We start from the raw sequence: 15142 nt of genomic DNA, 5'->3' as shown, positions 1-15142 counted from the left end.
GGCGCCCAGAATAGGACGCCAAAGCGCGAACGCCGTTGCCAGAACCTCGACGTTGTTTGCCTAATCCTCCAAGCCCAATAGCAGTAACGCGCGATGATCGACTAGCATAAGTCCCATGACCGAGACCCTGTTGACCACCGTTCGCCGCTATGTCGACCAGCACGCCGACACCAGCGGCCTTGCCCAGACGCCCATCGCAGGCCTGACCACCATCCGCTCGACCACGCCCACTGAACTGGTGCACTCGATCCCGCGGCCGCTGGTGTGCCTGGTGTTGCAGGGCAGCAAACGGGTGGCGATGGGCGCCCGCACCTACGACTTCGAGGCCGGCGATTCGCTGCTGATTACCGCCGATGTGCCGACCCTCAGCCAAGTGACCCGCGCCAGTGTCGACCAACCGTACCTTTCACTGGTGCTTGAGCTGGACGTGGCGGTAATCGCCGAGCTGAGCCTGGAGATGCAACCGGGAGCGGCGGCCGATCACGCGCCGGTGCTGTCCGAACCGACCGATGTGGAAGTCGCCGATGCGGCACTGCGCCTGATGCATTTGCTGGATCGGCCATCTGCGGTGCCGGTGCTGCACGCGCAGCGGATTCGTGAGCTGCATTACTGGTTACTGGAGGGCCGCCACGGCGCGGCGATCCGCCAGCTCGGCTGGCCACAGGGCCCGGCGCAACGAGTGGCGCGGGCCGTGGCAATGTTGCGCGAGGCGTTCACCCAGCCGCTGCCGGTCGAGCGCCTGGCCGCAACGGCGGGCATGAGTCCGTCGTCCTTCCATCAACACTTTCGCCAAATAACATCGCTGTCGCCGCTGCAATTCCAGAAGCAACTGCGCCTGATCGAAGCCCGCCGGCAGATGATGGCCGAAGGCAAAACCGCCAGCAGCGCGGCGTTCTCGGTGGGCTATGAAAGCGTCTCGCAATTCAGTCGCGAATACGGCCGAATGTTCGGCCTGCCGCCGAGCAAAGACATGGACATGGTGAAGCGCCTGGCGCAGGTTTGAAGGTGGAGTGTCAGTTGCTCATGCCCGCCAGCAAACTTCGCGAGCAGGCTCGCTCCCACAGGGTTGGCTGGTGTTCGCAGTTGCCATGAACACTGGAGCTCATTGTGGGAGCGAGCCTGCTCGCGAAAGCGTCAGTCCGGCCAACGCACCCATACCTGACTCAGCGTAATACTCCTGACTCGGCAATCGGTTCGTCGCTCACGTGCACCTCTTCCCCACTCACCGAGCGCCACGCCGCTTCGGCCAACGCATCGCGGTAATACCCCGGCCGATTGTTGACGCGACCGGACAGCCAGGCGCGGCAGTAGCTTTCCGCAGGGCCAATCATCAGTGAGGGCAGCAATTCTGCCGGCAGGCGACGCAGGGATTCGGCGCCAGCGGCGCCGACCAGCCAGTCGCGCAGTTGGCCGTTGCGGGTTTTGTTGCGCGCCACCAGTTCTTCCTTGAACGGCCCCCTGGTCACGGCGAACCGCGCGTGGTACTGGAAGCGCGCCCATTCCGGCTGGCTGTCGACCCAGTCCACGTAGCTTTGGACCAACGCGTACACCCCCGCCTGCGTGTTGTCAGCCTCGGCCAGATAACGCTCGCGCAGTTGCGCCTGATCGTCCAGCGCGGTGAAAAACAGCGCCGCGACCAAGCCTTCCTTGTTGCCGAAATGGTGGTAGATCGCGCCGACACTGGTCTGGCATTCGGCGCGGATCATTTCGATGGTGGTGGCTTCAATACCCTGCTCGTTGAACAGCGCCAGAGCCTTTCTGAAGATGTCGCGCTTGAGTTCGACGCGGCGACCGGGATAGGCGCGCTCGAGTAAATCCAAGGTTTCCATGCGGTAAACACACCCGAAGCTCAGGGGAAAAGAGAGCGCAGCTTGACAGATTTCGGGGAAACAGAATACCGTTCCGTTACAGAACATTATTCTGTTAAAGAACATTATTCGGTAATTTCTCTCTCTTACGAGGCGATCTATGAGCCAGTTTCTCAGCATGTTCAACAGCGTCGGTCCGCAAGCATTCAGCCAGATGGCCGGCCAGGTCGCGCCCTATTTCAGCACCATCAACCCGCTGGTGACGGAACTGCGGCCGGGCCGGGCGACAGTGCAAGTGCCGTTTCGCCGCGAAATCACCAACCACCTTGGCACCGTGCACGCCATCGCCATGTGCAACGCCGCTGAACTGGCGGCCGGGATGATGACTGACATATCGATCCCCGCAGGCGCGCGCTGGATTCCCAAGGGCATGACCGTGGAATACCTGGCCAAGGCCAAGAGCGATGTGACGGCCGTGGCCGAGGGTGAAGGCATGGATTGGCTGACCGAAGGCGACAAAATCGTTCCGGTCAACATCGTCGACAGCGAAGGCAAAACAGTGTGTGCGGCGCGAATCACCATGAATGTGAAATTGGCTTAATCATCACTGACCAGAGGCTGAGCTCCCCTCGGCGCCATGGCCAACACATGGCGACCGAGCCCGGCGAAACGCGTGGGCACCGGCCGATCTGTGAACTACCAGGCATTTGCACCCCGGCGGTTTATCTTTGCTTTTTTTCTATGCTAGGTTGTACGACGACCGATGAATGATCACAAAATATTTCAACAGTCGCCTCTAACAACAACAAGGAAACACCCATGAAAAAAACAACGGTACTGATTGGCTTCCTGTTTCTGTTCAGCGGCTACGTGGCCGCCGCGACGCCCGCCGCCAGCGACAAAGACGTGGCGACCGCAGTCGACCACCTGACTCAGGCCATGCTGCACAAGGACATCGCCCAGTTGAAAGCCCTGACGGCCGACAGCCTGACCTACGGCCATTCCAGCGGCAAAATCCAGGACAAAGCGGCGTTTATCTCCGACATCGAAACCGGCAAGAGCGCGTTCAAGACTCTGGAGATGCAGAACCAGACCATCACCGTGAATGGCGACGTGGCGCTGGTCCGTCACCACTTCTCCGCCCAGGCGATCAAGGGGGATGAAATCATCCCGACCGAAATCGAAAACTTCCAGATCTGGCAGAAGCTCAAGGGCAAGTGGCTGCTGGTAGGCCGCCAGGCGTTCAAGGCCTGATAAACGGCTGAAGCGTGGCGAGGGGCGCGCCCTCTCGCCACTGACAACGATCTACCCCGCCGCCGGCGTGAACCGTTCGCGCATCAGCGCCATGTAAGCCTCTTCCGACGTTTCGCGACGGGCCCGCACCAGCGGCTCAATATCTTGGGTGGCGACGTAACGCAGGCGATCGCTGCCATCGTTGGCCGCATCGATGATCACTTGCGCGACGTCCTCGGATGTCGCCAGTCGCTGCCCGCGCAGGCCTTCGAAGGTTTGCAGCGCATGGCTGACAAAAGCGTCGTAATCGCCCGGCGTCGACAGGTGCGACGCTTCGCTGGCCGAGCGCGCGCCGAACTCGGTGCTGATCACCCCGCCCGGCTCGACGATTTTCACCACGATGCCCTGGGACGCGAGCTCATACGACAGCGATTCAGAAAAGCCTTCCAAGGCGAACTTGCTGGCGGTGTAGGCCGAGATCATCGGCAAGCCAAACACCCCAGCGCCAGAACTCACGTTGATGATCACCCCGGCCTGACGCTGGCGCATGTGCGGCAGGATTTGCCGGGTAACGTCCATCAGTCCGAACAGGTTGACGTCGAACTGCTCGCGGATCTTCTCCCGTGTAGTGCCTTCAAACACTCCGAACAAGCCGAACCCGGCGTTATTGACCAGCACGTCGATCTGGCCGAAACGGGCGATGCCGGCGTTGATGGCGGCATCGATGCTGGCCAGGTCCTGCACGTCGAGGCGGGTGACCAACACGTTGTCCAAAGCAGCCAGGTCGGCGCCGGCCGCCACGTTGCGCATGCTGGCGATGACATTCCAGCCTTGAGCGGCGAATAACTGAGCGGCGGTGCGGCCGAAGCCGCTGGAGGCGCCGGTGATGAGAACGGTTGAGGTCATGGGGATTGTCTCGGTTGGATGAGTAGAGGTTTAGAGACCACTCTCTTGTGGGAGCGAGCCCGCTCGCGATGAGCCATATCTGTCAACACTGCGTTGATTGACCCGACGCCATCGCGGGCAAGCCCGCTCCCACAGGGTCAGCGGCGAATTCGAGTCCACGATAGGCCGCACTCATCATTCAAACAATCGAGCTAATATGGGATGAACTGATGCAGGAACCCGCACAATGCAGAAAGCCGGATTGCTCGAACTCAATGCCGTGGTGGCGCTGGCCAATCACCGCAACTTTCGTCGCGCGGCTGCCGAATTGGGGCTATCGCCCTCGGCCATGAGCCACGCGATTGCCGCACTGGAACAACGCATGGGTGTGCGCCTGTTCAATCGCACCACCCGTAGCGTTTCCTTGTCTGAGGCGGGCGAGCAGTTTCTGGCGCGGGTGCGGCCGGCGTTGCTGGACATTTCCAGCGCCATGGAAGCGGTCAACCAGTTCCGCGATACGCCCAGCGGCACCCTGCGCATTAACGCCTCCGAAGGCGCCGTACAAATGCTCATGAGTTCAGTGGTGGTGGAGTTTTTGCGGCGTTACCCGGACATGCGCCTGGAGATCGTCACCGACACCGCTCTGGTGGACATCGTCGCCGAGGGCTTCGACGCCGGCATTCGCATGGCCGAAAGCGTGCCGCTGGACATGATCGCCGTGCCCTGCAGCCCACCGCTGCAATTTGCCGTGGTCGGTTCGCCGGCCTACTTCGCTCACTACCCGACACCGAAAACCCCGGCCGACCTTGCCGCGCACCGCTGCATTCGCACGCGCTTCGCCAGTGGCGCGTTGTACCGCTGGGAATTCGCCAAACGCGGGCAGCAGCAGATTATCGATGTCGACGGCCCGATCACTCTCGACAGCCACCAGTTGATCGTCGAAGCCGCGCTGCAAGGAGTCGGCCTGATCTGCACCAACGAGTCGTCGATTGATGAGCATCTGGCCGCCGGACGACTGGTTCGCGTGCTGCGCGACTGGACGCCGCCCTACCCCGGCCTGTGCCTGTTTTACCCGGCCAGCCGCCACGTTCCGGCAGGCTTGCGCGCGTTTATCGAGCTGATTCGCGAGGTCAACCAGAAAAAACCGGGCAAATGACGTTTTTCGCTGGGTATCTGCCGCTTTGCGCCTTGCTCTAACAGCCACTGTCTACGATTCTTCTAGAACAACGACAACAACCGGAACACCGCCATGAAAACCGTCGCGCAACTCCTTAAGCTGAAGGACGAAAAGAATCAGACAGTCCATACCATCCAGTCCCATCAAATGGTTCTGGAAGCACTGATGCTGATGGCCGAGAAAAACGTCGGTGCGTTGCCGGTGGTGAAAAACGACGAAGTGGTGGGCATCATCAGTGAGCGCGACTATGCGCGCAAACTGGTGCTGCACGGTCGCTCGTCCGTGGGCACGCCAGTCGAGGACATCATGGTCACGTCAGTGATCACCGTGGACACGCACCAGAGCGTCGAAACCTGCCTGGGCATCATGTCTGACAAACGCTTGCGCCATTTGCCAGTGGTCGAGAATGGCAAACTGATCGGCCTGCTGTCGATCGGCGACCTGGTTAAGGAAGCGATCGCCGAGCAGGCCGAGCTGATTCGCCAATTGGAGCAATACATTCGCGGTGAGTGACGGTCAGTCCGGCCAGTGGCGGGCAAACACCGGCGCCAGGGTCGGGTGCCGGTCGATGCGCTCCAGCCAGCCGAAAAACCCCGGGCGGGCCTGGCGCAAATGCTCACGGGTGCCGGCCCAGCGGGTCACCACCGCCGCCAGCACATCCAGCGCGCCGGGGGTTTCGTCGCCCAGGTACAACTCGGCGGAGAACTGATCGGCGAATACTTCCCAACTCCAGTGCAAACGCTCGCGAGCGCCGTTGATCAAGGCCTCGCTAGCGGCTTGATCGGCAGGCAACAGCCAACGCTCCGGGTAATCGATGATGCCGATCGCCGCGTAACAGTTACTGACGATGTACACCAGGCCGCGAATCGCCTGGTCGCGCTCCGCCGCTTTTGGCGGCAACAGGCTCGATTTGGGGAAACTCAAGCCCAAGTGAATCAGGATCGCCGCACTTTCAGTAAGAACGCCGCCGTCGGGCAATTGCAGCGTCGGAATCTGCTTCAAGGGGTTGAGCTTGGCCAAGGCTTGCTCGCCATCCTCCGCCGTCACGTCGATAAAGCGATAAGGTACTTCGCACAGTTCCAGCGCCGCTTCGATGGCCGCCGCCCCCGAGTCCTTTTGTCCGTAAAGTTGATACATAGCCCCTCCTGTCTTCACCACCAGCTTAGTCAGTAGAGCCACCACCTGCCGAGGGCGTTCCCTCGGATTGTTCGTGTTCAGGCCCGTTGAATTTTTTTTGCGGTGCCTGCATCCAAAGCCGCCTCTGCCGGGTAGTACCTGTAGCAGCGCCTGACGCTGCCCACCGACGGAGAGCTTTTTATGAACGCCAAACAGCTGCTTTGCCTTGCTACCGTGCTCGTTGCCGCCCCGGCCGCGTTTGCCCAGACTAGCCTGCCAGAAACCATCCAGGTGCCCGCCGGCCACAAAGTGGCGCTGGAAACCACCGGTGTCGGCGAGATCACCTACGAGTGCCGCGACAAAGTCGACGGCGCCGGCCAGACCGAGTGGACCTTCGTGGGCCCGAAAGCCGTGCTCAATGACCGCAGTGGCAAGCAAGTCGGCACCTACTTCGGCCCGCCCGCCACCTGGCAAGCTGTCGACGGTTCGAAAGTCACCGGCACCCAACTGGCCGTAGCACCGTCCGGCGCCGGCAACCTGCCGTATCAACTGGTCAAGGCCAACCCGGCTGAAGGCAAAGGCGCGATGAGCGGCGTCAGCTACATCCAGCGCGTGGCGCTCAAGGGCGGTGTCGCGCCAAGTAGCGCCTGCACCACTGCCAATAAAGGCGCCAAGGAAGTCGTCAAGTATCAAGCGGACTACATTTTCTGGGCCGCGAAATAACGCAGAACCCTGTGGGAGCGAGCTTGCTCGCGATCGCGACCGTTCAGACGACCACTTTGTTGAACGATGCGCTGTCACCAACAAGCTCCCCCACCCTCGGGTTGTATGGTGATGTTTCACCGGCAAGCAGACCCGGGAATCTTTGCTAGATTGCAAAGCACCTGTCCTCACTTGCCACCGACGGCTGAACCGAGTGTCTCTACCCGAAACCTTTTTTGATTACGAATCCCGCCTGCTGCGCTGTGCCCACGGCGAGCGTGCGGCCCTGCGCGAATTGTATGAGCAGGAAGCGCCGCGCCTGCTGGGCGTGGCGCTACGCCTTGCCGGGGATCGAGCGTTGGCCGAAGACATCGTCCACGACGCGTTCTTGAAGATTTGGGCCGGGGCTGGCGGCTTCGACCCGGTGCGCGGATCGGCGCGGGGCTGGATGTTCAGCATCACCCGGCACCTTGCGCTAAATCTGATCCGGCGCAATGGTCGGGATGTGGCGCTGGACGAAGACCACGAAGCGCTGCTGGAAACACCTTCACCGAACGACGAGCATGACGGACCGCTGCAGGCCGGACGCCTGTTTAGCTGCCTCGATCAACTGGAACCGGCACGCCGCGAATGCATCGTGCTGGCCTATGTCGACGGCTATACCCACGCGCAGTTGGCGGAACGCCTCGGCACGCCGCTGGGCACCGTCAAAGCCTGGATCAAACGCAGCCTGGCGGCTTTGCGGGAGTGCATGGGATGAGCGACACCACCCCGGGCGAAAGCCCTGAAGCACGGGAGCAACTGGCTGGCGAGTACGTGCTGGGCACCCTCGATGCTGCACAGCGGGCGGAGGTGCAACAACGGCTTGAATACGATCAACCCTTGCGGGCCGCAGTCGACGCCTGGGAGCAACGCTTGCTGGCGCTGACCGCCCAGGCCGAGCCAGTGGCGCCTTCCGCGCTGTTATGGAAGCGCATCGAGCGCAGCCTCAATCTTCCAATCGGCCAGCAAATGCCGGGCACCATATGGTGGAATCGTCTGCCGCTGTGGCGCGGGCTGGCCGGCGCCGGGCTGGCGGCCAGCCTGATTCTTGGCACGCTGTTATGGACGCAGAGTGCGACGGTCAGCCCGCCGACTTATCTGGTGGTGTTGGTGGCGCCGCAGGACAAAGCGCCGGGCTGGGTGATCCAGGCGAGCCACGCCAACGCGCAGGAAATTCAGTTGATCCCGCTTGGTGCCTTTGAGGTGCCGGAGGACAAAGCCCTGGAGTTCTGGACCAAGGCCGATGGCTGGCAAGGACCGGTATCGCTGGGCTTGGTCAAACCGGGGCAAACCCTGTCGGTGCCGCTGGATAAACTGCCGCCGCTGCAACCCAACCAACTGTTCGAGCTGACCCTCGAAGGCGCCAACGGCTCACCGATCGGCAAACCGACTGGGCCGATTCAGTTCATTGGTCGCGCGGTGAAGGTGATTTGACTTTCGGCGTTCCATGGCTCAGGAACCCGCGCGTTTCATGCAGCGCTGATAACGCTCATCCACCCGTTTGGCGAACCACGCGGTAGTGAGCTTGCGGGTAATTTTCGGGCTCTGCAGCACGATGCCCGGCAGCAACGCACGGGGCAGCGCTTTACCCTCGGCACGCTCCGCCAGGGCAAAGACTTTTTCATAGAGTTCGGTTTGCTCGAAGTCGAGACTGTCGCCCTTCTCCAATTGACTGCGAATGGTCGGGTTGCGCAAACCTAGCGACTTGCCCAGGGTGCGCGTCGCCAATTCGGTGCTGCCGGGCATGATCGAGCCGTGGCTGATCAAGTCACCGTCCACCGCCAGGCGAATGCCCGAGGCGCGGCTTACCGCGTTCTGGAATGCCGCATTACGGCTGGCGTACCAGCCGGCATTGAAGTCGGCGAAGCGGTACAGCGGCTCGCGGTAACTCACCGGATATCCGAGCAAATGGGCGATGCCGAAGTACATGCCGCCACGTCGGCTGAACACTTCGCGACGTACGCTGCCGTCGACCGCATACGGATAGTCCTGCCCGTGCTGCTCGGCGAACGCGATGCTGACCTGCATCGGCCCGCCGGTGTGCACCGGATTGAACCCACCAAACAGCGTCTGCCCCAAGGGCACCATACCGATGAAGTCATCGAAGATCGCACTCAGCTCTTTCTCGCTGCGCGCCGCGCTCAGCCGCTCGCTGTAACTCTTGCCAGTGGGTGAGCGCACTTGCAGCGCAGCGCTGACCAACAGACCAGGGATATGCACTTTGGCCGCGCGGCGGTCGATCTCGTCACGAGCAATCTTGCCCAGGCCTGGCACAGCCGGATCGCTCTGGAAAGTCGATTCCTGCTCAGTGACCGCCAGCACAGAACAGAGATTCTGCGTCGTGGGCGAAAGTTTCTGCGCGGCGAACGCAGCATAAATATCTGCCGCCCAACCCTGGCGATCCTTGGTAGTGGCCGGCAGCAACTGGACGATTTGCGCCTTGACCTCGGCCGCCGGGCGTTCAGGTTCCTGAGGTGTGCGCTGGGTGGCGCAACCGGCCAATGCCAGCAGTGCGAGCGTGCTGGTAAATACACGTTGAACGCGCATGAATCTCCCGAAAATGACCTGATCCGTGAAGCCTGATGGACGACTACCTGAGCCTTATGACCAAAAATGTGCGCAAACGCTCGCGCTGATGACAAATTGATTGCATGTCATTACTGAGAAACACTACCATTTGCGTCTGGAGTCGCATTTGCGCAATGGATATACGCGCCGTACAGCCCATCTTACTTATCGGCGGCGCGCCGCCAGGATCGAAACATGCTCACTCCAGCCCGACTCGGCGTCCCTTTTCGTCCGACGCTACTCGCCCTCTTCTGTTCGTTGTCTGTTACCGCCCATGCTGCCACACCCGAGGCGGCCACCAACAGCAACGGTAAATCGCTGGTCCTGGACGACGTCAACATCAATGCCCAGGCCGTTTCCCCTTCCGCACTGCCCCCGGTCTATTCCGGCGGTCAGGTTGCGCGCGGCGGGCAGTTGGGCGTGCTGGGCAATCAGGACGTAATGGACGTGCCGTTCACCATGAGTTCCTACACCGAACAACTGATCCAGGATCAGCAAGCCGAAGACGTTGCCGACGTGCTGGCCAACGATTCCTCGGTGCGCCAGGCTTCCGGGTTTTCCAACCAGGCGCAGGTCTTCATGATCCGCGGCCTGCCACTGAACGGTGATGATATTTCCTACAACGGTCTGTACGGCGTCCTGCCGCGACAGATCATTTCCACTGACGCCCTGGAGCGCGTGGAAGTGTTCAAAGGCCCGAACGCCTTCATCAACGGCGTGACCCCGACCGGCTCTGGCATCGGCGGCGGCGTCAACTTGCAGCCCAAGCGTGCCGGCGACGTGCCGCTGCGCCGCTTCACCACCGACATCAGTGACGAAGGCCGCGTGGGCCAGCACCTCGATCTTGGTCAGCGTTTCGGCGAAGACAACCGCTTCGGCGCGCGGACCAACCTGGCCCAGCGCGAAGGCGACACCGCCATCGACCACGAAAACCAACGCTCAAAACTGTTCGCCATCGGTCTCGATTACCGTGGCGACGCGTTACGCGTCTCCGGCGACTTCGCCTACCAGAAACAACGGGTCAACGGCGGCCGCAGTTCGGTCAACGTCGGCACCGCCACGCACCTTCCGGACGCGCCCTCGGCCGACACCAACTACGCACAGAAGTGGGGCTTCACCGAAATCGAAGACACCTTCGGCATGGTCCGCGGCGAATATGACTTGAACGACGACTGGACGGTGTATGCCGCCGGTGGCGCCAAGCACACCCGCGAAGTCGGCAACTACGACAGCACCACCCTGGTGGGCAATGACGGCGCATCCACCACCAGCGGCTCGTTCATCCCCCACGACGAAGACAACAAAAGCGTGATGGCCGGCCTCAACGGTCGCTTCATCACTGGTCCGGTCAGTCACAAATTGAATTTCGGCCTGACCGGGATCTGGACCGAACAACGCAGCGCCTACGATTTCGACCTGACCCGCTACCCGAACAACATCGACCACCCGGTTGATACCCCGTCGCCAGTGGGCAACTTCGCCGGTGGCAACCTTAACGATCCGGGCATTCTCGGCAAAAGCTTCGCCCGCAGCGCAGCGGTCTCCGATACCTTGGGCTTCTTCGACGATCGCCTGCTGGTGACCGTCGGCCTGCGTCGCCAGCAACTGGTGGTGCAAGGTTACGGCTACGCCGCCTACGGCTCCGGCGGCCGCACCTCGTCCTACGACGAATCCATCACCACCCCGGTGTACGGCGTAGTGTTCAAGCCATGGGAACATGTGTCGTTCTACGCCAACCGCATCGAAGGCCTGGCCGAAGGCCCGACCTCGCCGACTTCCGCCGCGGGCCGGGTGATCGTCAATGGTAACGAAGCTTATGCGCCAGCGCGGTCGAAACAGATCGAAGCAGGGGTCAAGGTCGACATGGGCACCTACGGCGCCACGCTCGGCGTGTACCGCATCGAGCAACCGAGCGACGGTTACACCGAGATCATCGACGCCACCACCGCCCGTTATGTGCGTGAAGGCGATCAGGTCAACAAAGGCGTGGAACTCAACGTATTCGGCGAGCCGATCAGCGGCCTGCGCCTAATCAGCGGCGTGACTGTGATGGACACCGAGTTGAAGAAAACCCAGGGCGGCCTCAATGATGGCAACGACGCGATTGGCGTGCCGAGCTTCCAGTTCAACGCCTCGGCGGATTGGGACGTGCCCGGCCTGCAAGGCGTGGCACTGAATGCGCGGATGTTGCGCACCGGCGGCCAGTACGCCGACGCGGCCAACAACCTCAGCCTGCCGAGCTGGAACCGCTTCGACGCCGGCGCCCGCTACGCCTTCAAGGTCGAGCAGAAAGACGTGACATTGCGCCTGAACGTGGAAAACCTGGCCAACAAGAAGTACTGGGAATCGGCCCAGGGTGGCTACCTGACTCAGGGCGAACCACGGGTGGCCAAGTTGTCGGCTTCCATCGACTTCTAACCAAGCGATGCTCCTGCCACATCCAAGCCTTCGCAGCCGCTGTTCTTCGAAGGCGTCCGGTCAGCCACATTGATAGCGGCTGACACCGCGCAGTCGCGAGCAAGCTCGCTGCCACAGGGTTATCGGCTAGCCGCAAAAGTTTGCGACCACCACAAACTACTGTGGGAGCGGGCTTGCCCGCGATGGCGTGCGGTCAGCCACATTGATAGCGGCTGACACGCCGCCTTCGCCGGCAAATCGATGTTCATCAGCCGATCTCTAAGGCGCAGGGCGAAGGCTCAGCTCGGAATGGTCAGACCTTTGATTACCGCCGGCCGCGCGAGGAAGCGTTCGAGCACGCGGGTGACGTTCGGGAACTGGCTGATCCCTACCAGATCACCGGCCTCGTAAAGGCCGATCAGGTTGCGCACCCAAGGGAAGGTGGCGATGTCGGCGATGGTGTAACGCTCGCCCATGATCCAGTCTCGGCCTTCCAGACGCTGGTCGAGCACCTTGAGCAGGCGTTTGCTTTCCTCGACATAACGGTCGCGCGGACGTTTGTCTTCGTAGTCCTTGCCGGCAAATTTATTGAAGAAGCCCAACTGGCCGAACATCGGGCCGATCCCGCCCATTTGGAACATCAACCACTGAATGGTCTCGTAGCGCGCGGCGGAGTCCTGCGCGAGCAGTTGGCCGCTCTTGTCGGCCAGATAAATCAAAATCGCCCCAGACTCGAACAGCGGCAGCGGCTGATCGCCCGGGCCGTGCGGGTCGATGATCGCCGGAATCTTGTTGTTCGGGTTCAACGACAAAAACGCAGGGGAAAGCTGATCGTTGCTGGCGAAATCGACCTTGTGTGGTTCGTAGGGCAAGCCGATCTCTTCAAGCATGATCGAGACTTTCACGCCATTGGGCGTCGGCAGTGAGTACAGTTGAATCCATTCCGGGTACTGCGCCGGCCATTTCTGGTGGATCGGGAACGCGGACAAATCGGTCATGAGAAGCATCCGGTGACAAATAAAGTCACCAGCATAATCCACCCTCAGCCCTGAAGGGCACTGGTTCTTCCCGAGCACGGCGGCGAAGGACTTAAATCCGCAACATCCTGTCGATAAGCTTCCCGGCAACCCATGATCGGTTGCCGCTAGAGTGCCGTGCAACTGCTCGGATCGAACCAAATCGGCTTCAGAGGACTCTGAGCTGTGCCTTTTATGGAAACGGACCGACTCACTGACAGGGAAATCACCCGATGCTGGACGCTCGCGGTGTAAAGGTTTGTCAGCCTTAATCGAAATGAGCTGAAGAATTCCTTATTCAAATGATGAGCCTTGTGAATTTCGCCAAACGTTTCAAGCAACGTGCGTATGTCGTCCTGCCGTCCCTGGTCGCGGTGAGCGCGTTGTTCCTCTCGCTGGAATCCAGTGAAAGCCGCGCACAACCGGTCGACGGCACCCAAACCCTGGTGTTCCTGCGCCACGCGGAAAAACCTGAAGGCGGTCTCGGCCAGCTCAATTGCCAAGGCCTGAACCGCGCCATCGACCTCGCCACGCTGCTGCCGGAAAAATTCGGCAAGGCCGATTACGTTTTTGCGGCGAACCCAACGCGCAACGTCGAGGAAGGCGAACTCGACAACTCCTACAGCTACATTCGTCCGCTAATGACCATCAGCCCTAGCGCGATCAAGCTCGGCCTGCCGGTCAATATCGAGTTCTCGGCCAACGACACCAGCGATCTGGCGGATGAACTGCTGCACAACAAGTATCACAACTCGACCATCTACACAGCGTGGTCCCACGGCTACCTGCCGGAGCTGATCAACAAGGTCGCCGGCGAAGCGCTCGGCAAGAAGCAGAAGATTACCGAAGACTGGGAATCCAGCGATTTCGACTCGTTGTACGTGCTGACGCTGACCTGGCATAACGGCAAGGCCAGCCTTGAAAGCCGCACCTACAAGCAAGGCCTGGATAACGGCCAGGAGTCGTGTCCGACGTAACGGGGCGAATCGTCCTGCACAGGGCGATGACACGAGAGCCACGGCGCTGAGCTATCATGAGCGCCTCTCACTCTGGCCAGGTTCTCGTCATGTCCGTTTCGTCTGCTGCTGTCCCCGTCCGGGGCTGGTCATTCTGGTGGAAACCGCTGCTGTTCGTATTGGTGGCCTGTATCGGTCTCTACTACGTCAAGTGGTCGCCCTACTACCTGAAAGCCTTCGTGGCCGCCGATAACCACACTATCGGCGCTTCCATTCTCAACGATGCGCAAACCGATCCCATCGTCGCCGCGCTGACTTACGCTAAGGTGTACTTCCTGGCGATCTGGAAAGCCGCGGTGCTGGCGGTGATCCTCGGCTCCTTGCTGCAAGTGCTGATCCCCCGCGACTGGCTGCTGCGCCTGTTCGGCCGCGCCGGGTTTGCCTCGACTTTGCGTGGTGGCTTGTTCGCTCTGCCGGGCATGATGTGTTCCTGCTGCGCCGCGCCAGTGGCTGCCAGTATGCGTCGGCGCAATGTCTCGGTGGGCGCCGCGCTGGCGTTCTGGATCGGCAACCCGGTGCTCAACCCGGCGACCCTGGTGTTCATGGGCTTCGTGCTGGGTTGGGGCTTTACCCTGCTGCGCCTGATCGCGGGGATCGTGCTGGTATTCGGCGTTTCAATGATTGCTCAACGCGTCGCCGGGCCGGAAAACCTTCCGGAAGCGGCGGTTGAAGCGGTGGCGGAAGCCAGCGAGACCGATCATCAACCCTTCCTGACACGCTGGGGCCGGACCCTGTGGCAACTGTTCTGGAGCACCATTCCGATCTACGTGCTGGCAGTGCTGGTACTGGGCGCGGTGCGGGTCTGGGTGTTCCCGCACATCGACGGCGCGATGGCCAACAGCTTGCTGTGGCTGGTGCCACTGGCGATCATCGGCACCTTGTTCGTGATCCCTACCGCCGCTGAAATCCCGATCGTGCAAACCATGATGACCCTCGGCATGGGCACCGCACCGGCGGTGGCGCTGCTGATGACCCTGCCGAGCATCAGCCTGCCGTCGTTGCTGATGCTGCGCAAAGACTTCGACGCCCGGGTGCTGGTGACTGTTGCGGTGCTGACCATGCTGGTGGGGGTGGTGTTTGGCTTGATTGGGGCGGCGGTGCTCTAGATGCATTAGTGCCTGCCAAGGCCTCTTCGCGAGCAGGCTCGCTCCCACATGAGTGGTTCAGTGCCGGACATGTGTG

General features: G+C 61.3%; 16 protein-coding genes. 11 read left to right on the top strand and 5 right to left on the bottom strand.

From position 1 onward, the window contains the following. Positions 1-115: 115 nt before the first annotated feature. Positions 116-1003: an AraC family transcriptional regulator gene (locus RG836_RS10220; RefSeq protein WP_310845158.1), complete on the top strand. Its 888-nt coding sequence runs from the start codon at positions 116-118 to the stop codon at positions 1001-1003. Between the two features lie 160 nt (positions 1004-1163). On the opposite strand, the gene RG836_RS10215 is transcribed toward RG836_RS10220, so the two are convergent. After that, positions 1164-1829: a TetR/AcrR family transcriptional regulator gene (locus RG836_RS10215; RefSeq protein WP_310845157.1), complete on the bottom strand. Its 666-nt coding sequence runs from the start codon at positions 1827-1829 to the stop codon at positions 1164-1166. Positions 1830-1968: 139 nt separating this feature from the next. Here RG836_RS10215 and RG836_RS10210 point away from each other — a divergent pair, with 139 nt between their 5' ends. Further along, the gene (locus RG836_RS10210) at positions 1969-2409 is read left to right on the top strand and encodes a hotdog fold domain-containing protein (protein WP_310845156.1); all 441 of its coding nucleotides are present in this window, start codon (positions 1969-1971) and stop codon (positions 2407-2409) included. Between the two features lie 218 nt (positions 2410-2627). Beyond that, complete coding sequence (locus RG836_RS10205) at positions 2628-3062, top strand: nuclear transport factor 2 family protein (RefSeq protein ID WP_310845155.1); 435 nt, start codon at positions 2628-2630, stop codon at positions 3060-3062. Positions 3063-3113: 51 nt separating this feature from the next. Here the strand turns inward: RG836_RS10205 and RG836_RS10200 are convergent, their stop codons facing one another. Then, positions 3114-3947 carry an SDR family oxidoreductase gene (locus RG836_RS10200; protein WP_310845154.1) on the bottom strand — a complete coding sequence of 278 codons (834 nt, stop codon included), beginning with the start codon at positions 3945-3947 and terminating at the stop codon, positions 3114-3116. A gap of 226 nt (positions 3948-4173) precedes the next feature. Between RG836_RS10200 and RG836_RS10195 the strand changes: the two genes are divergently transcribed. Continuing rightward, a complete protein-coding gene (locus RG836_RS10195) occupies positions 4174-5082 on the top strand; it encodes a LysR family transcriptional regulator (protein WP_310845153.1) in 909 nt (302 codons plus the stop codon). A 93-nt stretch (positions 5083-5175) separates the two neighbouring features. Next, positions 5176-5616 carry a CBS domain-containing protein gene (locus tag RG836_RS10190; RefSeq protein WP_310845152.1) on the top strand — a complete coding sequence of 147 codons (441 nt, stop codon included), beginning with the start codon at positions 5176-5178 and terminating at the stop codon, positions 5614-5616. A 3-nt stretch (positions 5617-5619) separates the two neighbouring features. On the opposite strand, the gene RG836_RS10185 is transcribed toward RG836_RS10190, so the two are convergent. Continuing rightward, positions 5620-6240 (bottom strand): glutathione S-transferase, encoded by a 621-nt coding sequence (locus RG836_RS10185; protein ID WP_310845151.1) that lies wholly within the window; start codon positions 6238-6240, stop codon positions 5620-5622. Positions 6241-6420: 180 nt separating this feature from the next. Between RG836_RS10185 and RG836_RS10180 the strand changes: the two genes are divergently transcribed. The 3 genes from RG836_RS10180 to RG836_RS10170 all read left to right on the top strand — a co-directional run bounded on the left by RG836_RS10180 (position 6421) and on the right by RG836_RS10170 (position 8397). Further along, complete coding sequence (locus RG836_RS10180; protein WP_310845149.1) at positions 6421-6942, top strand: DUF3455 domain-containing protein; 522 nt, start codon at positions 6421-6423, stop codon at positions 6940-6942. Between the two features lie 193 nt (positions 6943-7135). Further along, complete coding sequence (locus RG836_RS10175; RefSeq protein WP_409078072.1) at positions 7136-7681, top strand: sigma-70 family RNA polymerase sigma factor; 546 nt, start codon at positions 7136-7138, stop codon at positions 7679-7681. Continuing rightward, positions 7678-8397, top strand: a complete 720-nt coding sequence (locus tag RG836_RS10170; protein ID WP_409078071.1) for an anti-sigma factor — start codon at positions 7678-7680, stop codon at positions 8395-8397. The genes RG836_RS10175 and RG836_RS10170 overlap by 4 nt, the downstream gene beginning before the upstream one ends. Before the next feature lie 18 nt (positions 8398-8415). Here the strand turns inward: RG836_RS10170 and RG836_RS10165 are convergent, their stop codons facing one another. After that, a complete protein-coding gene (locus RG836_RS10165; RefSeq protein ID WP_310845148.1) occupies positions 8416-9510 on the bottom strand; it encodes a DUF1615 domain-containing protein in 1095 nt (364 codons plus the stop codon). A 216-nt stretch (positions 9511-9726) separates the two neighbouring features. Between RG836_RS10165 and RG836_RS10160 the strand changes: the two genes are divergently transcribed. Continuing rightward, positions 9727-11949, top strand: coding sequence for a TonB-dependent receptor (locus tag RG836_RS10160; RefSeq protein WP_310845146.1), 2223 nt, complete (start codon positions 9727-9729; stop codon positions 11947-11949). Between the two features lie 278 nt (positions 11950-12227). Here the strand turns inward: RG836_RS10160 and RG836_RS10155 are convergent, their stop codons facing one another. Then, on the bottom strand, positions 12228-12926 hold the full coding sequence (locus RG836_RS10155) for a glutathione binding-like protein (protein ID WP_310845144.1): 699 nt from the start codon (positions 12924-12926) through the stop codon (positions 12228-12230). A 323-nt stretch (positions 12927-13249) separates the two neighbouring features. Here RG836_RS10155 and RG836_RS10150 point away from each other — a divergent pair, with 323 nt between their 5' ends. Both RG836_RS10150 and RG836_RS10145 read left to right on the top strand, forming a co-directional pair. Next, on the top strand, positions 13250-13921 hold the full coding sequence (locus tag RG836_RS10150) for a histidine phosphatase family protein (RefSeq protein WP_409078073.1): 672 nt from the start codon (positions 13250-13252) through the stop codon (positions 13919-13921). An 89-nt stretch (positions 13922-14010) separates the two neighbouring features. Next, complete coding sequence (locus RG836_RS10145; RefSeq protein ID WP_310845141.1) at positions 14011-15066, top strand: permease; 1056 nt, start codon at positions 14011-14013, stop codon at positions 15064-15066. Positions 15067-15142 lie beyond the last annotated feature (76 nt).

Source organism: Pseudomonas rhizozeae, assembly GCF_031583775.1.
Lineage (GTDB): Bacteria > Pseudomonadota > Gammaproteobacteria > Pseudomonadales > Pseudomonadaceae > Aquipseudomonas.
This window is presented reverse-complemented; position numbering and strand designations above follow the sequence as displayed.